The organism is Actibacterium sp. XHP0104 (genome assembly GCF_025751515.1).
Classification (GTDB): Bacteria; Pseudomonadota; Alphaproteobacteria; order Rhodobacterales; family Rhodobacteraceae; genus Actibacterium_D.
The window spans coordinates 825,327-845,779 of record NZ_JAOWLE010000001.1 but is presented as its reverse complement, the minus strand read 5'-3'; the positions used below and the strand labels follow the sequence as shown (position 1 = coordinate 845,779).

Annotated in this window: 19 protein-coding genes; 8 read left to right on the top strand and 11 right to left on the bottom strand. The window is 62.7% G+C overall.

Going from position 1 to position 20,453, the window contains the following annotated elements; translation table 11 throughout:
- Nucleotides 1-266 precede the first annotated feature (266 nt).
- From OE856_RS04335 to OE856_RS04320, 4 genes are all read left to right on the top strand, one after another.
- The gene (locus OE856_RS04335) at nucleotides 267-1,238 is read left to right on the top strand and encodes a tellurium resistance protein (protein ID WP_263714812.1); all 972 of its coding nucleotides are present in this window, start codon (nucleotides 267-269) and stop codon (nucleotides 1,236-1,238) included.
- 71 nt (nucleotides 1,239-1,309) lie between these two features.
- Entirely contained in the window at nucleotides 1,310-2,764 is a 1,455-nt protein-coding gene (gene guaB / locus OE856_RS04330) for an IMP dehydrogenase (RefSeq protein WP_263714811.1), read from the top strand.
- A gap of 51 nt (nucleotides 2,765-2,815) precedes the next feature.
- Complete coding sequence (locus tag OE856_RS04325) at nucleotides 2,816-3,985, top strand: RsmB/NOP family class I SAM-dependent RNA methyltransferase (protein ID WP_263714810.1); 1,170 nt, start codon at nucleotides 2,816-2,818, stop codon at nucleotides 3,983-3,985.
- 102 nt (nucleotides 3,986-4,087) lie between these two features.
- Nucleotides 4,088-6,208: an ATP-binding protein gene (locus OE856_RS04320; RefSeq protein ID WP_263714809.1), complete on the top strand. Its 2,121-nt coding sequence runs from the start codon at nucleotides 4,088-4,090 to the stop codon at nucleotides 6,206-6,208.
- Here OE856_RS04320 and OE856_RS04315 read toward each other — a convergent pair.
- On the bottom strand, nucleotides 6,195-6,800 hold the full coding sequence (locus tag OE856_RS04315) for a gamma-glutamyl kinase (RefSeq protein WP_263714808.1): 606 nt from the start codon (nucleotides 6,798-6,800) through the stop codon (nucleotides 6,195-6,197). The genes OE856_RS04320 and OE856_RS04315 overlap by 14 nt on opposite strands.
- A 190-nt stretch (nucleotides 6,801-6,990) precedes the next feature.
- On the opposite strand from OE856_RS04315, the gene recA reads away from it, so the two are divergent.
- From recA to OE856_RS04295, 4 genes are all read left to right on the top strand, one after another.
- A complete protein-coding gene (gene recA, locus OE856_RS04310) occupies nucleotides 6,991-8,061 on the top strand; it encodes a recombinase RecA (RefSeq protein WP_263714807.1) in 1,071 nt (356 codons plus the stop codon).
- Nucleotides 8,062-8,186: 125 nt separating this feature from the next.
- Nucleotides 8,187-10,844, top strand: a complete 2,658-nt coding sequence (gene alaS / locus OE856_RS04305) for an alanine--tRNA ligase (protein WP_263714806.1) — start codon at nucleotides 8,187-8,189, stop codon at nucleotides 10,842-10,844.
- 5 nt (nucleotides 10,845-10,849) lie between these two features.
- Complete coding sequence (locus OE856_RS04300) at nucleotides 10,850-11,134, top strand: DUF1330 domain-containing protein (RefSeq protein WP_263714805.1); 285 nt, start codon at nucleotides 10,850-10,852, stop codon at nucleotides 11,132-11,134.
- 2 nt (nucleotides 11,135-11,136) lie between these two features.
- On the top strand, nucleotides 11,137-11,424 hold the full coding sequence (locus OE856_RS04295; protein ID WP_263714804.1) for a DUF1330 domain-containing protein: 288 nt from the start codon (nucleotides 11,137-11,139) through the stop codon (nucleotides 11,422-11,424).
- Between the two features lie 3 nt (nucleotides 11,425-11,427).
- Here the strand turns inward: OE856_RS04295 and OE856_RS04290 are convergent, their stop codons facing one another.
- The 10 genes from OE856_RS04290 to OE856_RS04245 all read right to left on the bottom strand — a co-directional run bounded on the left by OE856_RS04290 (nucleotide 11,428) and on the right by OE856_RS04245 (nucleotide 20,416).
- Entirely contained in the window at nucleotides 11,428-12,018 is a 591-nt protein-coding gene (locus tag OE856_RS04290; protein WP_263714803.1) for a VOC family protein, read from the bottom strand.
- Between the two features lie 131 nt (nucleotides 12,019-12,149).
- Nucleotides 12,150-12,848: a hypothetical protein gene (locus OE856_RS04285; RefSeq protein WP_263714802.1), complete on the bottom strand. Its 699-nt coding sequence runs from the start codon at nucleotides 12,846-12,848 to the stop codon at nucleotides 12,150-12,152.
- Nucleotides 12,849-12,988: 140 nt separating this feature from the next.
- The gene (locus tag OE856_RS04280) at nucleotides 12,989-13,816 is read right to left on the bottom strand and encodes a hypothetical protein (protein ID WP_263714801.1); all 828 of its coding nucleotides are present in this window, start codon (nucleotides 13,814-13,816) and stop codon (nucleotides 12,989-12,991) included.
- Nucleotides 13,817-14,129: 313 nt separating this feature from the next.
- A complete protein-coding gene (gene typA, locus OE856_RS04275; RefSeq protein WP_263714800.1) occupies nucleotides 14,130-15,950 on the bottom strand; it encodes a translational GTPase TypA in 1,821 nt (606 codons plus the stop codon).
- 60 nt (nucleotides 15,951-16,010) lie between these two features.
- Nucleotides 16,011-16,346, bottom strand: coding sequence for an SMR family transporter (locus OE856_RS04270; RefSeq protein WP_263714799.1), 336 nt, complete (start codon nucleotides 16,344-16,346; stop codon nucleotides 16,011-16,013).
- A complete protein-coding gene (locus OE856_RS04265) occupies nucleotides 16,346-17,410 on the bottom strand; it encodes a Hint domain-containing protein (protein ID WP_263714798.1) in 1,065 nt (354 codons plus the stop codon). The genes OE856_RS04270 and OE856_RS04265 overlap by 1 nt, the downstream gene beginning before the upstream one ends.
- 126 nt (nucleotides 17,411-17,536) lie before the next feature.
- Nucleotides 17,537-18,751: an NADP-dependent isocitrate dehydrogenase gene (locus tag OE856_RS04260; RefSeq protein ID WP_263714797.1), complete on the bottom strand. Its 1,215-nt coding sequence runs from the start codon at nucleotides 18,749-18,751 to the stop codon at nucleotides 17,537-17,539.
- Nucleotides 18,752-18,855: 104 nt separating this feature from the next.
- A complete protein-coding gene (locus tag OE856_RS04255) occupies nucleotides 18,856-19,443 on the bottom strand; it encodes an HD domain-containing protein (protein WP_263714796.1) in 588 nt (195 codons plus the stop codon).
- Nucleotides 19,440-19,766: a hypothetical protein gene (locus OE856_RS04250; protein WP_263714795.1), complete on the bottom strand. Its 327-nt coding sequence runs from the start codon at nucleotides 19,764-19,766 to the stop codon at nucleotides 19,440-19,442. The genes OE856_RS04255 and OE856_RS04250 overlap by 4 nt, the downstream gene beginning before the upstream one ends.
- Nucleotides 19,763-20,416 (bottom strand): alpha/beta hydrolase, encoded by a 654-nt coding sequence (locus OE856_RS04245; RefSeq protein ID WP_263714794.1) that lies wholly within the window; start codon nucleotides 20,414-20,416, stop codon nucleotides 19,763-19,765. The genes OE856_RS04250 and OE856_RS04245 overlap by 4 nt, the downstream gene beginning before the upstream one ends.
- Nucleotides 20,417-20,453: the final 37 nt, after the last annotated feature.

Genomic DNA, 20,453 nt, shown 5'->3' with positions numbered 1-20,453 from the left:
CAGCCTTGCGCTGGCCCCGTTTCTTGTTTTACGACTTCAAGATATATCAATTTAAATCAATAGATTGTAGATCATTATTAAACTACATCGTCGCGCTGTGACTGCTGGCGCTGCCCGGCCGCACCTCAGTGCCGCAAATCTCTGCTCAATACGCACGGGCGACATGATAGAGTCGCAACTGCGACCATCCACCCCATTTGCGACGCTTCACAAATGGGGGAAGGCACGGCAAAAGGCCCTAGCGGTTCCCTGAACGGAGAAACACCATGCAACCGATGATGCAGCGCCCGAAATTCGGCCAGCAGACGCCTCCGGCCATCTTTACCCCGATCTTCGGCCTGCTGGGGCTGGGGCTGGCCTGGCGCCGGGCCTCGGTCGCGCTGGCGGCGCCGGTCGAGGTGGCCGACATGATCCTGGGCGCGGTGACGCTGCTTTATGCCTTTGCGGTGTTCATGTACCTGGTCAAGGTGTTTCGCCGCGCCAGCGTTGTGCCCGAGGATCTGCGGGTTTTGCCGGGGCGCGCGGGGCTGGTGGCCGCGGTGCTGTCGATCTATCTGGTCGCCGCCGCGTTGGTGCCGATTTCGACCGGGCTGGCGACGGTGCTGTTGTGGCTGGGGCTGGGCATTCATGCGGTTCTGATCGTGGCGATGCTGCGCCTGTTCTCGATCTGGCCCGCCGAGCAGCGGCAGGTGACGCCGGTCTGGCACCTGACATTCGTGGGTCCGATCATCGCGCCACTGGCCGCCGTGCCGCTGGGCTATCGCGGCCTGTCCGAGACCATTTTGATCGTCACCGGACTGATTGCTGGCGCGATCTGGGCGGTCAGCGCGCTGCAACTGCTGCGCCGCGACCCGCCGCCGCCGCTGCGGCCGCTGCTGGCCATTCACCTGGCGCCTGCCAGCCTGCTGGGCACGGTGTCACTGATCCTGGGCCATGACCAGCTGGCGCTGGGGATGGCGGCCTGGGGAGGGCTGATCCTGGCCGGGCTGCTGCTGCGCGCGCGCTATATCACCGCCGCCGGGTTCAGCCCGATGTGGAGCGCCTTTACCTTTCCGATCGCGGCCTATGCCTCGCTTATGCTGATGCTGGCCGCAGGCGGGCAGGGCCGTATCTTCGAGATCGCGGGCATCATCCTGCTGGTCGCGGCGACGATGATCATCCCGCCGATCGCGCTGAAGGTGATGCAGGCCTGGGCCAAGGGCGCGCTGGCGACAAAGACCAATGCTGCACGTGCCTAATTAAGGCTTTTCATTCCGGCGCATGCGTGAAATAGGGAAGCGCCAAACGAAAACTCCCAAGGAGCCGACCCATGGAGATTCGCGAGGCACTTACCTTCGATGACGTTCTGCTTGTTCCCGCGGCAAGCTCTGTCCTGCCCTCGACGGCGGATACCTCGACTTTTGTCACCAAGTCGATCCGGCTGAACATTCCGCTGCTCAGCTCGGCCATGGACACCGTGACCGAGGCGCGCATGGCCATCGCGATGGCCCAGGCGGGCGGCATGGGTGTGATCCACAAGAACCTGAACGTCGAACAGCAGGCGCAAGAGGTTCGCCGGGTAAAGCGGTTTGAATCGGGCATCGTCTATAACCCGATCACCCTCAGCCCTGACCAGACCCTGGCCGACGCCAAGGCCCTGCAGGAACGGTTCAACGTCACCGGCTTTCCGGTGGTTGACGAAACCGGCCGCGTGGTCGGCATCGTCACCAACCGCGACATGCGCTTTGCCAGCGATGACAGCACCCCGGTGCGGGTGATGATGACCTCGGACAACCTGGCGATGCTGGCCGAGCCGGCCGATCTGGACGAAGCGAAAAGCCTGATGAAGGCGCGCCGTATTGAGAAGCTGTTGGTGACGAACGGCGCGGGCAAGCTGACCGGCCTGTTGACGCTGAAAGACACTGAACAAGCCGTGCTGAACCCCACCGCCTGCAAGGACAAGCTGGGCCGCCTGCGCGTGGCCGCCGCGACCTCGGTCGGTGATGCCGGGTTTGAGCGCACCGAGGCGCTGATCGACGCGGGCGTCGATATCGTTGTCGTCGACACCGCGCATGGCCATTCGGCCGGTGTGATCGAGGCGGTGCGCCGGGCCAAGGCCCTGTCGAACGAGGTGCAGGTGATCGCAGGCAACGTCGCCACCGGCGAGGCCACCCGCGCGCTGATCGACGCGGGCGCCGATGCCGTCAAGGTCGGCATCGGGCCGGGCTCTATCTGCACCACGCGGATGGTGGCGGGCGTGGGCGTGCCGCAGCTGACCGCGATCAGCGATTGCGCCGCTGCCGCCGCAGCCAGCGGTACCCCGATCATCGCCGATGGCGGCATCAAGTTCTCGGGCGATTTCGCCAAGGCCATCGCCGCCGGCGCCTATTGCGCCATGGTCGGCAGCATGATCGCAGGCACAGACGAAAGCCCGGGCGAGGTGATCCTCTATCAGGGCCGGTCGTTCAAATCCTATCGCGGCATGGGGTCCTTGGGCGCCATGGCGCGCGGCTCGGCTGACCGCTATTTCCAGAAAGACGCCGCCAGCGACAAGCTGGTGCCCGAAGGCATCGAGGGCCAGGTGCCCTATAAAGGTGCCGCCAGCGCCGTGCTGCACCAGCTGGTCGGCGGCCTGCGCGCTGCCATGGGCTATACCGGCTGCGCCACCGTGGCCGAGATGCGCAGCCAGTGCCAGTTTGTCCGCATCACCGGCGCGGGGCTCAAGGAAAGCCACGTGCACGACGTGCAGATCACCCGCGAAAGCCCGAACTATCGGATCGGTTGATCTGACAATGGGTTGTGCGGCGATCTTGATGAAAATGACGGGCGGCGGGGCATGACCCCGGCCGCCCGCATCTCTGCCGCGATCGAGGTTTTGGACGGTGTTCTCGCAGGCGATGCGGCCGAGAAGCTGCTGACCACCTGGGGCCGCCAGAACCGCTTTGCCGGCTCGAAAGACCGCGCTGCGATCCGCGATCATGTCTATGACGCGCTGCGTTGTCGCCGGTCTTTTGCCGCCCTCGGCGGCGCGGAAACCGGCCGTGGCCTGATGCTGGGCGCTTGCCGGGCAGGCGGGGTTGACCCGGCCAGCCTCTTCACCGGTCAGGGCCATGCGCCTGCACCGCTAAGCGCCGAAGAGGCCGCGCTTGATCTAACCCCCGATGATCTGCCCGAGGCCGTGGCGCTGGACTGCCCCGACTGGTTGTCCGGCCCGCTGCGCGACAGTCTGGGCGACGACTTTGCGCCGGTCATGCAGGCGCTGCGCCACCGCGCCCCGGTCTTTCTGCGGGTGAATTTGCGCAAAACGACGCGGGATCAGGCCCAGGTCATTTTGCAAAATGAGGGCATAGCCACCCGACCGCATCCCCTCTCGCCCACCGCGCTTGAGGTCACCGAGAACCCGCGCCGCGTGCAAACCAGCGCGGCCTATCGCGACGGTCTGGTCGAGCTGCAGGATGCCGCATCCCAGGCCATTACCGACATGCTGCCGCTGGTCGATGACATGCGCGTGCTTGATCTCTGCGCGGGCGGCGGCGGCAAGACGCTGGCCATGGCGGGCCGGGCGCAGGCGCGGTTCTTTGCCCACGACGTTGCACCGCAACGGATGCGCGACCTGCCTGAGCGCGCGACGCGCGCGGGCGTAAAGGTGACGTTGTTACAAGCTGATGAGCCGGAAAGTTCACGTGCATTCAACCTTGTTCTGGCCGATGTGCCCTGTTCGGGCAGCGGTGCCTGGCGCCGCAGCCCCGAGGGCAAATGGCGCTTTGACCGTGCCGCGCTGGAGCGGCTGGTGCAGACGCAGGCCCGTATCCTAGATCGCGCCGCCGCGCTGGTCGCGCCGGGCGGGCATCTGGCTTATGCGACCTGTTCGCTGCTGCGGGCCGAGAACGCCGATCAGATCGCGGCATTTCAGGCGCGTGCGGCCTTTCGCCTGGTCGAAACCCGCCGCCTGACGCCGCTGGACGGCGCGGACGGGTTCTTTGTGGCAATACTTATGCGCGATTAATGGGTTTACGCGCAACCCAAGGTGGTTATTCTGCCGGCGTTAATCCGCGCTTTACCCTTTTGGCACAAGACTGGCGCGGCCTGTTCAAGCCCCGGAGTCTCGATGAGCCACATCGATACCACGCCATATCTGACCTCTCGGCCGATCGCGGTTTTGTCCTCTCGTCTGGGGGGCATCGTCTGCGTGGCGGCGCTGTTGCTGGGCGTGGCGCTGATGATGCCGGCGGGCAGGCTTTCGCTTGTAATCGGCACCATCGGGGGAACGCTGGCCGCGACGGCGGCCATGGCGCGGATATGGCATCTTGTCAGCGACCGGCTGGGGCTTTCGTGGCTGAGGGCCTATACGCAACTTGACCCGATACCGGTCGTGCTGCTGGGCCCGGCGGGGCAGGCGGTTTGGCAGAACCCCGCAGCGGACAAGGAAATCGGGCCAAGCCTTAACGCCCGGCTGGCCGCGCAGCCCGCCGAGGCAGAAATGCTGATCGCACGGCTTCATGCCCGCGCCTGGGATCAGGGGTCCGCCACCGCACGGCTTGGGCCGCCCGGCGCCGCTCATGATGTCGTCGTGACACGCGTGGCCCGCAATCATTTCCTCTGGCGCCTCGACAAGGCGCGCCCGCTCGCTGAGACACCCGCCGCGCCCCGACGGGAGACCGGGCAGGCGGTTCTTGACAGTATTCCGGTGGCATTGATCCAGCTGACACCCGGCGGGCTGGTGCTGAATGCCAACCGTCTGGCGCGCGATCTGGTCGGTACGATTTCGGATCAGACGCCGCTCAGCGCGCTGGTCGAGGGGCTTGGCCGACCGGTGCAGGACTGGCTATCTGAAGTGGCCGAGGGGCGCGCGGCCAATCAGTCCGAGGTGCTGAAGCTTGCGCGCAGTGACCGCGAGATGTTCGTGCAGGTCACGTTGCGCAAGCTCGAGGGGCAGCAGGCGGGGCTAGTGGCCGTTCTGAACGACGCGACCGAGCTGAAGACGCTGGAAACGCAGGTCGTGCAAAGTCAGAAAATGCAGGCGATCGGGCAGCTTGCTGGCGGCGTGGCGCATGATTTCAACAACCTGTTGACCGCGATTTCGGGCCATTGCGACCTGCTGATGCTGCGCCACGACGAGGGTGATCAGGACTATGCCGATCTTGTTCAGATCACCCAGAACGTCAATCGCGCGGCGGGCCTGGTGGGACAGCTTTTGGCCTTTTCCCGCAAGCAGACCCTGCGCCCTGAAATGGTGGATCTGCGCGAAACGCTGAACGATCTGACGCATCTGCTGAACCGGCTTGTCGGCGAGCGGGTGCGCCTGACCGTATCGCATGACCCGGCGGTCTCGCCCATCGTGGCGGATAAGCGGCAGCTGGAGCAGGTGATCATGAACCTCGTCGTCAACGCGCGTGATGCCATGCCCGCGGGCGGCGAGATCAGGATCGAAACGGCAATGCAACAGCTGACCGCCGAAATGCGCCGTGATCGCGCGGTCGTGCCGGTTGGTGACTATGTTCTTGTGCGCGTCAGCGATGAAGGCACCGGGATCGCCCCCGACAAGCTCGACAAGATTTTCGAACCGTTCTTTACCACTAAGAAAGTGGGCGAGGGCACTGGACTGGGCCTCTCGACCGTTTACGGCATAATCAAACAATCGGGCGGGTTTATCTTTGTCGACAGCACCCCCGGCGCCGGCACGTGTTTTACCCTGTATTTCCCGGTGCGCGCCGCGGCATTGGGGCCAGGCCGCGCGCGGGCCCCTGACGGGCCTATGCCAGAGCTAACCGTGCCCCGGCTTGCGCCCCGCGTGCAAGCGCAACACCCGACCCCCCCGCCAGAGCTGAGCGGCGCCAACAGCGAAGGCGTGATCCTGCTGGTCGAGGACGAGGCCCCCGTGCGGGCCTTTGCGTCGCGGGCGCTGCGGATGCGTGGATATACAGTGCTCGAGGCCGAGAATGCCGAACAGGCGCTGGATATTCTTGAGACGGTTCAAGTTGAAATCGATGTCTTTGTCACCGACGTGGTGATGCCCGGCATGGATGGGCCGACATGGGTTGCTCGGGCGCTGACCGACCGGCCCGAGACACGGGTCGTGTTCGTCTCGGGCTACGCCGAAGAGGATTTCGCAGAGGTCCAGGCGCGCATCCCGAACTCGGTTTTCCTGCCCAAACCGTTTTCGCTGAACGACCTCACCGAAGAGGTGCGCAAGCAGATGGAAAGGGCGGTGCCCGTCAGCCGCCACTGAGCTTTCGATGCAGATCGAAATCGGCGGCGCAATCGTGCTGTAGCCGTTCCAACAGCGCCGGCGGCAGGGACAGATCGCTCTTGACCGAGGAGACGTTGAGCCGGGGCGGCTCGGGCACATCAAAGCCCAGGCGCTCGGCCAGAAAAGCCCGCAAAGCGGTCTGATCTTCATAGGCGAAAAGATGATCGACGATGATTCTGCCGGTCGCATCGCTGACGAATTGCGCCTGGCTGCCGACACGTGCGAACGCCGGTCGGGGGTGCGAGAGATATCCCTCGACGAATTCCTCGAAACTGTACCCCGCGGTAGAGTTCAGCTGCCCGTCCAGCTCAGGCCTTTGGCGATACCGGTACCAACTGCCCAGCCAACCGAGCGGTTCACGGATCACCGCAAGCGTTTCGATCGTCTCGGCCGCAGTGGGTGAGATCAGGGGTGCCATTCTTCGGCGAAAACGTTGTGCATTCATATGCTTGGCACTGGGCGGGTGCCGCATGGCGATATCCGCCTTGTCAGATAGAATGGCGTCGTAGGCATGTGTGCCGGTTTTCGGCACGGCAAGAAAGGCCAGGCGCGCTTTCCAGAATACCATCATGTCGAAATGTCCCGCCTCGTCGAATTCTCTGCTCGGTTGTAAACTACTCTTTAACCGTTCACGGCTGAACATGATTTTCAGAAAATTTTTGTTGTAATGTTCTCTTTTTGATCTCATACATATGAGAACAAGAGGCGAACAAGAGCAATCATTGCTGCCCCTCATCGGGTGTGAAATAAGGACGACAGGTATGGCCACAGCGGATCTTTTGAGCATGAATGACAAGCGCAACCCCGACAAACAAAAGGCGCTGGACAGCGCGCTGGCGCAGATCGAGCGGCAGTTTGGCAAGGGCTCGATCATGAAGCTGGGCGCCGACAGCCCGGTCCTGGAGATCGAGGCCACCTCGACTGGTTCGCTGGGGCTGGATATCGCGCTGGGGATCGGCGGTCTGCCCAAGGGCCGGATCGTGGAAATCTATGGCCCGGAAAGCTCGGGCAAGACCACGCTCACGCTGCATTGTGTGGCCGAAGAGCAGAAAAAAGGCGGCGTCTGCGCCTTTGTCGACGCCGAACACGCGCTGGACCCGCAATATGCGAAAAAGCTGGGCGTCGATCTGGACGAGTTGCTGATCAGCCAGCCCGACACCGGTGAACAGGCGCTGGAGATTGTCGATACGCTGGTGCGCTCGGGCGCGGTCAGCATGGTGGTGGTCGACTCGGTCGCCGCGCTGACCCCGAAATCGGAACTTGAGGGCGACATGGGCGACAGCAATGTCGGCGTGCAGGCCCGTCTGATGAGCCAGGCTATGCGCAAGCTGACCGGTTCGATCAGCCGCAGCAACTGCATGGTGATCTTCATCAACCAGATCCGCATGAAGATCGGCGTGATGTTCGGCAGCCCCGAAACCACCACCGGCGGTAACGCGCTGAAATTCTACAGCTCGGTGCGCCTGGATATCCGCCGCATCGGCGCGATCAAGGACCGTGACGAGGTGGTCGGCAACGCCACCCGCGTGAAAGTGGTGAAAAACAAGGTCGCGCCGCCGTTCAAGCAGGTCGAGTTCGACATCATGTATGGCGAAGGGATTTCCAAAACCGGCGAGTTGCTGGATCTGGGCGTCAAGGCCGGCGTCGTGGACAAGGCCGGTGCCTGGTTCAGCTATGGCGACGAACGTATCGGCCAGGGCCGCGAGAACGCCAAGACCTTCCTCAAGGAAAACCCGGCCATGGCGCTGGAGATCGAAGACAAGATCCGCGCCGCGCATGGTCTGGAATTCGACATGGGCGCCAGCGACGAGGATGACATCCTCGAAGCGTGAGCCAAAGGAAATAACTGCAAAAAGGCCGCGCGCACCCGCTCGCGGCCTTTCAGTTGCGGTGGACAGCCCCCGCGCGCAGGGATAAACGGAATTGATCCGAATGCACTGCGCGAAAGGCCCGTAACATGCCGAGCTTGAACGATATCCGTTCGACTTTCCTGAATTACTTTGAACGCAACGGCCATACCGTGGTCGATAGCTCTCCGCTGGTTCCGCGCAACGACCCGACGCTGATGTTCACCAACTCGGGCATGGTGCAGTTCAAGAACTGTTTCACCGGGGTTGAGACCCGCGATTACACCCGCGCCACGACCTCGCAGAAATGCGTGCGGGCCGGGGGCAAGCATAACGACCTCGACAATGTCGGCTATACCGCGCGCCACCACACGTTCTTTGAAATGCTGGGCAATTTCAGCTTTGGCGATTATTTCAAGACCGAGGCGATCCCCTATGCCTGGGAGCTGATCACCAAGGATTTCGATATCGATGCCAGCCGGTTGCTGACCACCGTCTATCACACCGATGACGAGGCCTTTGAGATCTGGAAAAAGGTCGGCGTGCCCGAGGATCGGATCATTCGCATCGCCACCTCCGACAACTTCTGGCAGATGGGCCCGACCGGCCCCTGCGGCCCCTGCACCGAGATCTTTTATGACCACGGCGACCATATCTGGGGCGGCCCTCCGGGATCGCCCGAGGAAGACGGCGACCGGTTCATCGAGATCTGGAACGTCGTGTTCATGCAGAACGAACAGTTCGAGGACGGCACCATGCGCGCCCTCGACATGCAGTCGATCGACACCGGCATGGGGCTGGAGCGGATCGGCGCGCTGCTGCAGGGCAAGCACGACAACTATGACACCGACCTGATGCGCGCCCTGATCGAGGCCAGCGCCAACGCCACCAGCCAAGACCCCGACGGCCCCGGCAACGTGCATCACCGCGTGATCGCCGATCACCTGCGCTCGACCTCGTTCCTGATTGCCGATGGCGTGATGCCCAGCAATGACGGCCGTGGTTACGTGCTGCGCCGGATCATGCGCCGAGCCATGCGTCACGCGCACCTGCTGGGCGCCAAAGACCCGATCATGCACCGCCTGGTGCCCGCGCTTGTGCAGCAGATGGGCGAGGCCTATCCCGAGCTGCGTCGCGGCCAGGCGATGATCGAGGAAACGCTGAAACTGGAAGAGACCCGTTTCATCCAGACGCTCGACCGCGGTCTGCGCCTGCTGGACGACGAGCTGGCCAAGCTGCCCGGTGACGCCGCGCTGCCCGGCGAGGCCGCGTTCAAACTCTATGACACCTACGGCTTCCCGCTTGACCTGACGCAGGACGCCTTGCGCGAAAAGGGGCGCGCGGTCGATACCGACGGGTTCGACGCCGCCATGGCCGAGCAAAAGGCCAAGGCCCGTGCCAGCTGGGCCGGGTCGGGCGAAACCAAGGACGCCGCGATCTGGTTCGACATCGCCGAAAAGCACGGCGCGACCGATTTCCTGGGCTACGAGACCGAAGTGGCCGAGGGCCAGGTCGTGGCGCTGATCAAGGACGGGGCCGAGGTCAAACAGCTGGGCGCGAATGAAGAGGGCTGGATGGTTGTGAACCAGACGCCGTTCTACGCCGAATCCGGTGGTCAGGTGGGCGACAGCGGCACGATCTTGCGCGCCGGCGGCAATGGCGCCGTGGCCGATACGCAAAAGATGCCCGGCGGTGTCTTTGCTCATCGCGTCACCCCGACCGAAAAACCGCTGAGTGTGGGCGACCCGCTGGAACTGCGCGTCGATCATGCGCGCCGCTCAGCCATTCGTGCCAACCACTCGGCGACGCACCTGCTGCACGAGGCCCTGCGCGAAACCCTGGGCGATCACGTGGCGCAGCGCGGCTCGCTGAACGCGGCCGATCGTCTGCGCTTTGACTTCAGCCATGCCAAGGCGCTAAGCGCCGAAGAGCTGGCCAAGGTCGAAACCGACGTGAACGCCTTTATTCGCCAGAACAGCCCTGTCGAGACCCGGATCATGACGCCCGATGACGCCCGCGCCATCGGTGCGCAGGCCCTGTTCGGAGAGAAATACGGCGACGAGGTGCGCGTGGTGTCGATGGGCCGCAAGGCGACCGGCAAGGGCCATGACGGCAACACCTGGTCGCTTGAGCTGTGCGGCGGCACCCATGTCAAACAGACCGGCGATATCGGCCTGTGCGTTGTGCTGGGCGACAGTGCCTCTTCGGCCGGAGTGCGCCGGATCGAGGCGCTGACCGGCCAGGCGGCGCTGGATCACCTGGTGTCGCAGCAACAGCGCCTGTCGGCCGTGGCCGAGGTGCTGAAAGCCCAGCCCGCCGAGGTGGCCGAGCGCGTCAAGGCGCTGGTCGATGAACGCAAGGCCATGCAGAACGAGCTGGCTCAGCTGCGGCGCGAACTGGCCATGTCGGGCGGCGGCGGTGCCGCGGCCCCGGCCAGCAAGGATGTGAACGGCGTGGCCTTCGTGGCGCAGGTGCTGTCGGGCGTGTCGGGCAAGGATCTGCCCGCCCTGATCGACGAGCACAAGTCGCGCATCGGATCGGGTGCGGTGCTGCTGATTGCCGATACCGGCGGCAAGGCGGCGGTCGCGGCCGGTGTGACCGATGACCTCAAGGGCAGCCTGTCGGCCGTCGATCTGGTCAAGGCTGCGGTCGAGCAACTGGGCGGCAAGGGTGGCGGTGGCCGCCCCGACATGGCGCAGGGCGGGGCCAAGGACGTGGCCAATGCCGATGCCGCCATCGCCGCCGCCGAAGCCGTGATCGCGGGCTGATCGCCGTGCCCGCCTATATCATCGCCCGTATCAACGTGACCGATGCGGACGATTACATGACCTATGCCAGTCAGACCGTGGCCCTGGCCGAACAGGCCGGGGGGCGGTTTCTGGTAAAGGGCGGCGCGCAATCCATCGTCGAGGGGCAGGGGCCTGATCGCCATGTGCTGATCGAGTTCCCCAGCCGCGAACAGGCGCTGGCCTGGTATAACTCGCCCGAGTATCGCAAGATCTTGCCGGTTGCGCTGCGCAGTTCCGAGCGTGATCTGGTAATCGTTGAAGGAATCTGACCATGGCCGCCTTGTGGATCTCGCATATCACCGTCACCGACCCGGTGTCCTTTGCCCGTTATATCGAGCTGGCCGGCCCGGCCATCGCCAAGCATGGCGGCACGTTCATCGCGCGCGGCGGCCGGTACGTGCAGCTAGAGGGCCGCGAGCGTCAGCGCAACGTGGTGGTGCGCTTTGCCTCGATCGAGGCGGCGCAGGCCTGTTACGACAGCCCCGAATACCAAGAGGCGCTGAGCCACGCCCGCGACGCCTCCGAGCGCGAGCTGATGGTCGTCGAGACCCTCGAATAACCCCTAGCGCCGCGCGAACGGGTCTTTGGGCGCACGGTCGTCCGATAGCGATTGCTGGCGGCGCGCGACCAACAGTTCGATGACATCGGCAAGGTGCTCTTCGGCGATATTATAGTCACCGCGCGCCACGCGGATGCGGTGGGCCTCGATCATCACATCGGCATGGGTGCAGCCCACCGGCGGCTCAAACCGATAGCAGGCCAGTTCGATCAACAACCCCATCGGATCGGTGAAATAGATCGAATCCATAAACCCCCGATCCTTGGGGCCGGAATGCTTTATGCCGCGCTCATTCAGCCGCGTCACCGCCTGGCTGAACGTGGCCTTCGAGACATTGAAAGCCAGGTGATGCACGCAGCCCGGCTCGGTCGGGGTGCGGCGCGGGTTGGGCGTGCGGCCTTCGTTGGTGAACACGGTGATCAGCCGCCCGTCGCCCGGATCGAAATACAGGTGCCCCTCGTCGGGATTGTCGAGATTGGGCTGGTCAAAGACAAAGGGCATGCCCAGCACGCCCTCCCAGAAGTCGATGCTGGTCTGCCGGTCGGCGCCGGTGAGGGTGATGTGATGCACCCCCTGAACCTGAAGTTTGCGCATGGGTGTCCTCCCTTTGGGAAAACTGTAGCGCAGCCCGGCCGGAAATCAAAAGGCCGCCCCGATGGCGGAAACCCGTCTGTTCCTTTGACCATGACAGGTCTCGATGGATCTGCACCGGGGTTGCCGGTTTTCTAGCTATAGTCATACCCCAGCTTGGCAGCGATCGACTGGTCGACCGCTGATCGTATGAAAGCGACATCGTCGTCTGTTAAGCCGAGATCCTGTTCCCTGATTTCTGTAGGTGGTGTTGGTCCGACACGATGCTGCGGCAGCACGACCTCGGCGTCAGTTCGGCGTTCGAGGCCAAGTTGAGAGGCTATGCGGGAGAGCTCCAGATCTGGGGCCGCCATGAGATCCTCTACTCTGAGGAACGCGCAGCGTTGTTTGACCTCTTCCCAGTTCAGCCACGAGAAATAGAACTGGTTCCAGTACTCGGTTGGGGTGAGGTAGTAGTATTTTGGGTCAATGTTCCCGCGGCTATTGTCATAGACAACGAAACGCCGGCGAACAAATTGGGAAAGGGTTGTGTCGACAACCAATTCCGGCCGCCGAGCTTTCCAAAATCGGTACAGAGAAATATTGAGCGTGGCGGGGTCTTTCGACATCACAAGTATCGGAACGTGTTCAGGAATTGGCTTTTGCAGATTGGTCGGCGGCACGCCATGTTTCCAAAACCACGTGTTGTAGACAGGCTTTGTCTTGAAAAATTCCCCGAGGCAGTGATGCGCCAGATTTGTGCCCGAACGGAACGTCCCGGCAACCATGATACGTCGATCGCGCCCGGGGTGCAGACGATGTGACAAAGCGTTAAGAATTTTTTGTGACTTCACCGAGCTCTCCATCGCACAGCTGTGAAATTCGCGACCATGGGTGGGGATAGATCGCGAAAGCACTCTTCGCCAACCACAATCGAGAGCGTTGGCCGGATACTTTCCGCGGTCTCAAATCCCACCGCCCGAATGAGGCCGCACTATAATGACCATCCCGTCCTCTCGTGCGATTTTCTCAGCCGCAGCCAGGGAAACTTTCGTTTTTCGGTGCCTTTGGGGCCACCAATACAGCGAAAGAGGTCTGGCGCTTCGCTGATGCACTGGCCCAGAACCGTCTCTTCATCGTGCCCGTAAGGGGCCTCTAGCGACCTGATAAGGGCGTCATTGAAAAGGCCTTCCAGCCTGTTCCAGGCGGTCAAGGTGCCTTCCATGTAGCTTGCATTCAGGGGCAGTGCGCGCCCCAAATAGCGCATCGGCGTAGCGTAGTGAGATATCTTTCCGACCTCGCCAGGATCGTGGGTAAAGTCCCAGTTCGAGCGCTTGTTGCTGAACCTGGAAACGGACGCGTCGACCCACGCGATCGACCCTTGCTGCTGAGTGCGCGCGGCAGCCGAGGTCAAAGCCACTTTGCTCAGCCAGATGGCGAGCATGGCCCGATAGGTGTCGGCCCCCCCGCCTTTGAGATCACGCCAGTAATGGACGACGCCTTTTTCGTTTGCATATGATTTCGGTCGAGCAAAACGATCCAGCTTCATGTTCTCGCACGCGGCTAGGGCGGCGTTAGAGGCATCCCACCCGGGAAGCTCCGGTATCTCCAGGCGCTTCGTGACCAGATCAATCCCACGGGTCTGCGCAAGCTCGGATATCTCTTGGGTGACAGTATCATTGTTCGTGTAGAACCAGACGGTTGATCCACTTAGCAGATCAAATGTTCTTGGAAGCAGGCTGGCGTAATGGTCGGCATCATTCTTTGGGTTGTCAGCTATGATCCATAGGCCGCTTACGTAGAGCCGTTTCTTCTTGGACATGTCATTCCCCAATCGATCCCCACCTCTCCCGCGGAGATCACGTAACCATAGACCTAGTTTTTTTCTTTAGTTCGGGTTGAGGTCAACTGAAAACCTCAATCAGAGCGGGAAGAGGGGGCTGCGTATTCTTGGGTTTCAGGCAAGCGGGCAACCAAACGTTCATCAAGCCATTTATGAAACTGCCTGGCAGCCTCGATGAGGCGCACCTGTTGCCGCGCGGCTTTCGGCTGCCATCTCGGCAGCATGCCAGGCAAGCGCGTAGAGCCAGAAGCTTGTTCAGCTTCTGGCTACGTATTTGTAAGCGGCCCTGAGATCAGGCCTGACGGGCCATGCGCTTGCGCTCATGCGGGTCGAGATAGCGTTTGCGCAGGCGGATATGGTTCGGCGTGACCTCGACCAGCTCGTCATCGTCGATATAGGCGATGGCCTCTTCGAGGCTGAACTGGATATGCGGGGTCAGGCGCACCGCATCGTCGGTGCCCGAGGCGCGCACGTTGGTCAGCTTTTTGCCCTTCAGCGGGTTGACCTCAAGATCGTTGTCGCGCGAATGCTCGCCGATGATCATGCCCACATAGACCTGTTCCTGCGGGCCGATGAACATGCGGCCGCGCTCTTCGAGGTTCCACAGCGCATAGGCGACGGACACCCCGTTCTCGATCGAGACCAGAACCCCGGCGCGACGGCCCGGGATCGGGCCCTTGAAAGGCGCCCATTCGTGGAACACGCGGTTCAGCACGCCGGTGCCGCGCGTGTCGGTCAGGAATTCGCCGTGATAGCCGATCAGGCCGCGCGACGGCACATAGGCGATGATGCGGGTCTTGCCGACGCCGGCGGGGCGCATTTCGGCCAGCTCGCCCTTGCGCGAACCGGTGATCTTTTCGATCACGGCGCCCGAATATTCGTCATCGACGTCGATGGTGACCTCTTCGATCGGCTCCAGCCGGGTGCCGTCCTCGCCTTCGCGGAACAGAACCTGCGGGCGCGAGATCGACAGTTCGAACCCTTCGCGGCGCATGTTTTCGATCAGAACGCCCATCTGCAATTCGCCACGACCAGCAACCTCGAAGGCCTCGCCGCCGGGGGTGTCGGTGATGCGGATGGCGACGTTCGATTCCGCCTCCTTCATCAGACGGTCACGGATAACGCGCGACTGCACCTTGTTACCGTCGCGGCCCGCCAGCGGGCTGTCATTGATGCCGAAGGTCACGGTGATGGTCGGCGGGTCGATGGGCTGGGCATCCAGCGGCGCATCGACGGCCAGGGCGCAGATCGTGTCGGCCACGGTGGCCTTGGACATGCCCGCCAGCGAAACGATGTCACCGGCCACGGCTTCGTCGATATCCTGCTGGCCCAGACCGCGGAAAGCCTGGATCTTGGTCACGCGGAATTGTTCAATCTTTTGGCCGACGCGCGACAGGGCTTGCACGGTGGCGCCGACCTTAAGCCGCCCGGTTTCGACCCGGCCGGTCAGGATGCGACCCACGAACGGGTCATTGCCCAGCGTGGTGGCCAGCATGCTGAAGTCTTCGTTCTGATGGGCGATCTGTTTCGGCTTGGGCACGTGGTTGACGACCAGCTTGAACAGCGCGTCCAGGTTCTTGCGCGGCCCGTCCAGTTCGACATCGGCCCAGCCCGAACGACCCGAGGCATAGAGATGCGGGAAATCGAGCTGATCTTCGTTGGCGTCGAGGTTCGCAAAGAGGTCGAACACCTCGTCCAGCGCGCGGTCGGGTTCGGCGTCGGGCTTGTCGACCTTGTTCAGCACCACGATCGGGCGCAGCCCCAGTGCCAGCGCCTTCGAGGTCACGAACTTGGTCTGCGGCATCGGGCCTTCGGCGGCATCGACCAGCAGAACCACGCCGTCGACCATCGACAGGATACGCTCGACCTCGCCGCCGAAATCGGCGTGGCCGGGGGTGTCGACGATGTTGATGCGGGTGCCTTTCCATTCGACGCTGGTGGCCTTGGCCAGAATGGTGATGCCGCGCTCGCGTTCGAGGTCGTTGCTGTCCATGGCGCGCTCGGCCACGGCCTGGTTGGCGCGGAAGGCGCCCGATTGCTTCAGCAACTCGTCAACCAGCGTGGTCTTGCCGTGGTCAACGTGCGCGATGATGGCGATATTTCTGAGGTCCATAACGTCTGCCTTATGCGGGGTTGCCGGGGCCATACCGTGCGCCCGCAGAAAAGGCCAGCCTTAATGCATCGCGGTTTTCGAGAAGAGATGAATCACCAGCACACCGGCCACGATCAGCCCCAGCCCGACCAGCCCGCCAAGGTCGATCTTCTGGCCGAAGATCAGCCAGCCAAAGATCGCGATCAAGACGATCCCCAGCCCCGACCAAATGGCGTAAACCATGCCGACCTGCATGTATTTCAGTGTCTGCGCCATGAAATAGAACGCCACCCCATAGCCCACCACCACCAGCACCGAGGGCCACAGCCGGGTGAATTGCTGGCTGGCCTGCATCGAGGCCGTGCCGATCGTTTCGGCCACCACCGCGATCAGCAGCAAGAGATAGGCGCGGGGCATCACAGCGCGGGGGGGATGGACTGCCCCAAGGTCGGCTTGCGATTGCGCAGGTGCCGTTCCACCAGTTTCTTTTGCAGTTTGCCGGGCGGGATGGGACGCGCCGGATCGGGGTGGCGGTCGGGCGCGTTCAGCTCGGGCAGAATGGCGAAAAGTTCCGCGCGGGCCTCTTGCGTGATCGACGCCAGGGCGACCGGGCCGGGATAAAGGCTTTCACTCGGCACGCCCTCGGCCAAGATGATGTCGTGACGATCAAGCACCAGGTGGTGATATTCGACGCTGAGGATCGATTCATCGACATAGATGCCGGGCAGGCGGGTGTGATGGATGGCCGCGACCAGCACCTCTTGCTGTCCGAACATGCGCAGCGTGATCGACGAATTCACCAACAGGCGGTGCTGCGGCGACACCAGCAGATCGCGGCGCGGCACGCCGTTGGACAAGGCGCCCGCGGCAATGCGCACGGGGCGCAGGTTCGGCTTTTGCTGCAATTCAGCGGCCTCGATCCGGCGCCACGGCTTGGCGCGCAGCCGCACCACGCGCCGGTCATAGGTGATCAGAAAGTCGCCGGGTTTCAGATCTTCGACCGGCACCGGGCCCTTGTTCGTTTCGATCAGCGTGCCACGGGCAAAACAGGCGATGTAATCGGTATAGGGCGTGTCTGCGGTGTGAGACGAGATCTCGGTGTCGAACGTATAGGTCTGGCCGGGCGTCAGCGGCGCGCTGGAAACGATGCCTTCGACCGTGCCCTGCTGGTTGCCATTGCCGCCGAACTGGATCGAGGTGATCGTCAGACCCGTGCCGGAATTGCTGAGGTCATAGGCGGCGTTGACGCTGGTTCCGGCGGCATAGAACGTGCCGTCGATGGTGACATCGCTGGTCAGAAACTGCTGGGTGTTGTCGACCTCGTCCAGAATGAGATCGTCATCGGTGATCTCGATGATGGTCGGGGACGCGGTCGGAGACAGGATCAGGACAAAAGGCGCGGTGCCATCGGCAGAGTTGCCCGCCTCATCGGGAAGAGGCGAGATGAAATCCGACGGACTGTAGACATAAAGAAAAGCCATGTGCCCCGCTCATTCATGGTTGGTCGCAGGATATTGGATTCCGCGATATTGGCAAGCGCAGCAGTGGGCAAGGGCGGTCGATCCGGCGTAGGCCCGCCGGATCGGTTTGCAAAAGCAATCGCTGGCTTAGCCCGCAAGCGCCTTGTTCAGGTTCTCGTCGATCTTTTCGAGGAAGCCCATCGTGGTCAGCCATTTCTGATCGGGGCCGACCAGCAGGGCCAGATCCTTGGTCATGAAGCCGCTTTCGACGGTGTCGACCACGACCCGCTCCAGGCTTTCGGCGAAATGCTGCAACTGGGCGTTGCCATCCAGCTTGGCGCGGTGCTTGAGGCCGCCCGACCAGGCATAAATCGACGCGACCGAGTTGGTCGAGGTCTGCTTGCCGGCCTGGTGCTGGCGATAATGGCGGGTGACGGTGCCGTGGGCGGCCTCGGCCTCGACGATCTTGCCGTCGGGCGTCATCAGCTGCGAGGCCATCAGGCCGAGGCTGCCAAAGCCCTGCGCCACGGTGTCGGATTGCACATCGCCGTCATAATTCTTGCAGGCCCAGACGAACCCGCCGTTCCATTTCAGAGCACAGGCGACCATGTCGTCGATCAGACGGTGTTCGTACCAGATGCCGGCCTTCTTGAACTCTTCGGCGAATTCTTCCTCATAGACCTTCTGGAACAGATCCTTGAACCGGCCGTCATAGGCCTTGAGGATGGTGTTCTTGGTCGACAGGTAGACCGGCCATTTCATCGACAGGCCATAGTTCAGCGAGGCGCGGGCGAAATCGATGATCGAGTCGTCGAGGTTATACATCGCCTGGTAAACACCCGCCGAAGGCGCGTCATAGACCAGTTTCTCGATGACGGTGCCGTCTTCGCCTTCGAATTTCATCGTCAGCTTGCCCTTGCCGGGAAAGTGGAAATCGGTGGCCTTGTACTGATCACCAAAAGCGTGACGGCCCACAACGATGGGGCGGGTCCAGCCCGGCACCAGGCGCGGTACGTTCTTGCAGATGATCGGCTGACGGAACACCACGCCGCCCAGGATGTTGCGGATCGTGCCGTTGGGCGATTTCCACATCTGTTTCAGGCCGAATTCCTCGACCCGGGCCTCGTCGGGGGTGATGGTGGCGCATTTGACGCCCACTCCGACCTCTTTGATCTTTTCGGCGGCATCAACGGTGATCTGGTCATCGGTGCGGTCGCGCTCTTCGATGCCCAGATCGTAATACAGCAGATCCACATCCAGATAGGGCAGGATCAGCTTCTTCTTGATGAAGTCCCACATGATGCGGGTCATCTCGTCGCCGTCCAGCTCGACGATCGGGTTTTCGACTTTGATCTTGGTCATCCGCGTAGCCTCTCCGATGGTGTGAGTCGTTGCGGCTTCATACCAGACAAAGGGGCGGCGGGAAAGAATTGTATGCGATAGTATACAATTCGATACAATGCCGGTCAGTCGCCTTGAATCGTGGTGAAAAATGCCCGTATCCGCAGTTGCAGATGGGTCCATACCCCCGGTGCCCCAAGGGCAACCTTGCGGCCCACGCGCTGTTCCAGCTGGGCCTCGGTGACGCCATAGTCGATCCAGTTGCCGCCGCCATTGGCCAGGTTCAGAACGACCGGCTGCAGCCGGTCGATCGACTTGGCAAAGACGGCATCGGGGCTTTCAGCGGCTTCGAACTCATCCCACAGCGCGCGGAATTCGGCGGCCATGTCTTCGGGCAGCAGGCCGAACAGCCGGTCGGCGGCGGCACGCTCGGCGGCCTCTAGCGCGGCAGTGTCGTGATCGCCGTGAATGGGCGCGTCGCCGGCGTCGATCTCGACCACGTCATGCAGCAGCAGCATGCGGATCACCCGATCGATCCGCACGTCAGGGCCGGCATGATCGGCCAGCGCCAGCGCGGTCAGCGCCACGTGCCAGCTGTGCTCGGCGGAATTTTCGCGTCGGGAATTGTCAGCCAGCGTCGAGGCGCGCAGCACCGATTTCAGCTTGTCCGCCTCGACCAGAAACGCCAGCTGGCTGTCGAGGCGGGGGCTCATGCGCCCGGGGTCCTGCGCACGGGGCGGGGCCCGGCGGGTTTCGGCGCGGCCTCGGCGGCGGGCTTTTCGGCACCGGACGCTGGGGTCGCCGCGGGCTTGGGGGCCGTCTCGGCGCGGGTCACGCGCGTATCCAGCCATTTGCGCCCGCGTTTGACCGCCAGGCGAATGCGCACGGCAGTCATGAAAGCCTCGTTCGCGGTGCTCGAACCGGCTTCGAGCACCTCGGACAATTCACGGATCAGATTTTCGTCTTTCAGCCGCTCTGCCGCGTCGATCGCATCGCGCGCCAGCTCGTCGGCCATTTCCTCGACGATCCGGCTCATCGCGTGGTTTCGGTCAGCCTGCGGCGCACATAGTGATCGACGCTGGTGATCAGGGTCTCCATATGCGGCTCTTCAAAGAAATGCCCGGCACCTTCGACCTCTTGATGGGTGATGGTGATGCCTTTTTGTTCGTGCAGCTTGTTGACCAGCGTGCGGGTATCGGCGGGCGGGGCCACACGGTCGGCCGCGCCGTTGATGATCAGGCCCGAGCTGGGGCAGGGTGCAAGGAATGAGAAATCATACATGTTGGCCGGCGGCGAGACCGAGATGAACCCGGTGATCTCGGGGCGGCGCATCAAGAGCTGCATCCCGATCCAGGCGCCAAAGCTGAAGCCCGCGACCCAGCAATGCTTGGCATTCTGGTTCATCGACTGCAGGTAATCCAGCGCCGAGGCCGCATCGGACAATTCGCCGATGCCCTGGTCATATTCGCCCTGGCTGCGGCCCACGCCCCGGAAATTGAAGCGCAAGACCGTAAAGCCCATGTTGTAGAACGCGTAATGCAGGTTGTAGACAACCTTGTTGTTCATCGTGCCCCCGAATTGCGGATGCGGGTGCAGGACGATCGCGATCGGCGCGTCTTTTTCCTTTTGGGGGTGGTAGCGGCCTTCAAGCCGCCCTTCGGGGCCGGGAAAGATGACCTCGGGCATATATGTCTCTTTGATTGCGGCCGCGCGACAGGGAATT

What these genes read in the sequence shown, in the direction of transcription:
- OE856_RS04335 (WP_263714812.1), top strand. Translation starts at nt 267, where the DNA reads ATGCAACCGATGATGCAGCGCCCGAAATTCGGCCAGCAGACGCCTCCG.
- guaB (WP_263714811.1), top strand. Translation starts at nt 1,310, where the DNA reads ATGGAGATTCGCGAGGCACTTACCTTCGATGACGTTCTGCTTGTTCCC.
- OE856_RS04325 (WP_263714810.1), top strand. Translation starts at nt 2,816, where the DNA reads ATGACCCCGGCCGCCCGCATCTCTGCCGCGATCGAGGTTTTGGACGGT.
- OE856_RS04320 (WP_263714809.1), top strand. Translation starts at nt 4,088, where the DNA reads ATGAGCCACATCGATACCACGCCATATCTGACCTCTCGGCCGATCGCG.
- OE856_RS04315 (WP_263714808.1), bottom strand. Translation starts at nt 6,800, where the DNA reads ATGATGGTATTCTGGAAAGCGCGCCTGGCCTTTCTTGCCGTGCCGAAA.
- recA (WP_263714807.1), top strand. Translation starts at nt 6,991, where the DNA reads ATGGCCACAGCGGATCTTTTGAGCATGAATGACAAGCGCAACCCCGAC.
- alaS (WP_263714806.1), top strand. Translation starts at nt 8,187, where the DNA reads ATGCCGAGCTTGAACGATATCCGTTCGACTTTCCTGAATTACTTTGAA.
- OE856_RS04295 (WP_263714804.1), top strand. Translation starts at nt 11,137, where the DNA reads ATGGCCGCCTTGTGGATCTCGCATATCACCGTCACCGACCCGGTGTCC.
- OE856_RS04290 (WP_263714803.1), bottom strand. Translation starts at nt 12,018, where the DNA reads ATGCGCAAACTTCAGGTTCAGGGGGTGCATCACATCACCCTCACCGGC.
- OE856_RS04280 (WP_263714801.1), bottom strand. Translation starts at nt 13,816, where the DNA reads ATGTCCAAGAAGAAACGGCTCTACGTAAGCGGCCTATGGATCATAGCT.
- typA (WP_263714800.1), bottom strand. Translation starts at nt 15,950, where the DNA reads ATGGACCTCAGAAATATCGCCATCATCGCGCACGTTGACCACGGCAAG.
- OE856_RS04270 (WP_263714799.1), bottom strand. Translation starts at nt 16,346, where the DNA reads ATGCCCCGCGCCTATCTCTTGCTGCTGATCGCGGTGGTGGCCGAAACG.
- OE856_RS04265 (WP_263714798.1), bottom strand. Translation starts at nt 17,410, where the DNA reads ATGGCTTTTCTTTATGTCTACAGTCCGTCGGATTTCATCTCGCCTCTT.
- OE856_RS04260 (WP_263714797.1), bottom strand. Translation starts at nt 18,751, where the DNA reads ATGACCAAGATCAAAGTCGAAAACCCGATCGTCGAGCTGGACGGCGAC.
- OE856_RS04255 (WP_263714796.1), bottom strand. Translation starts at nt 19,443, where the DNA reads ATGAGCCCCCGCCTCGACAGCCAGCTGGCGTTTCTGGTCGAGGCGGAC.
- OE856_RS04250 (WP_263714795.1), bottom strand. Translation starts at nt 19,766, where the DNA reads ATGAGCCGGATCGTCGAGGAAATGGCCGACGAGCTGGCGCGCGATGCG.
- OE856_RS04245 (WP_263714794.1), bottom strand. Translation starts at nt 20,416, where the DNA reads ATGCCCGAGGTCATCTTTCCCGGCCCCGAAGGGCGGCTTGAAGGCCGC.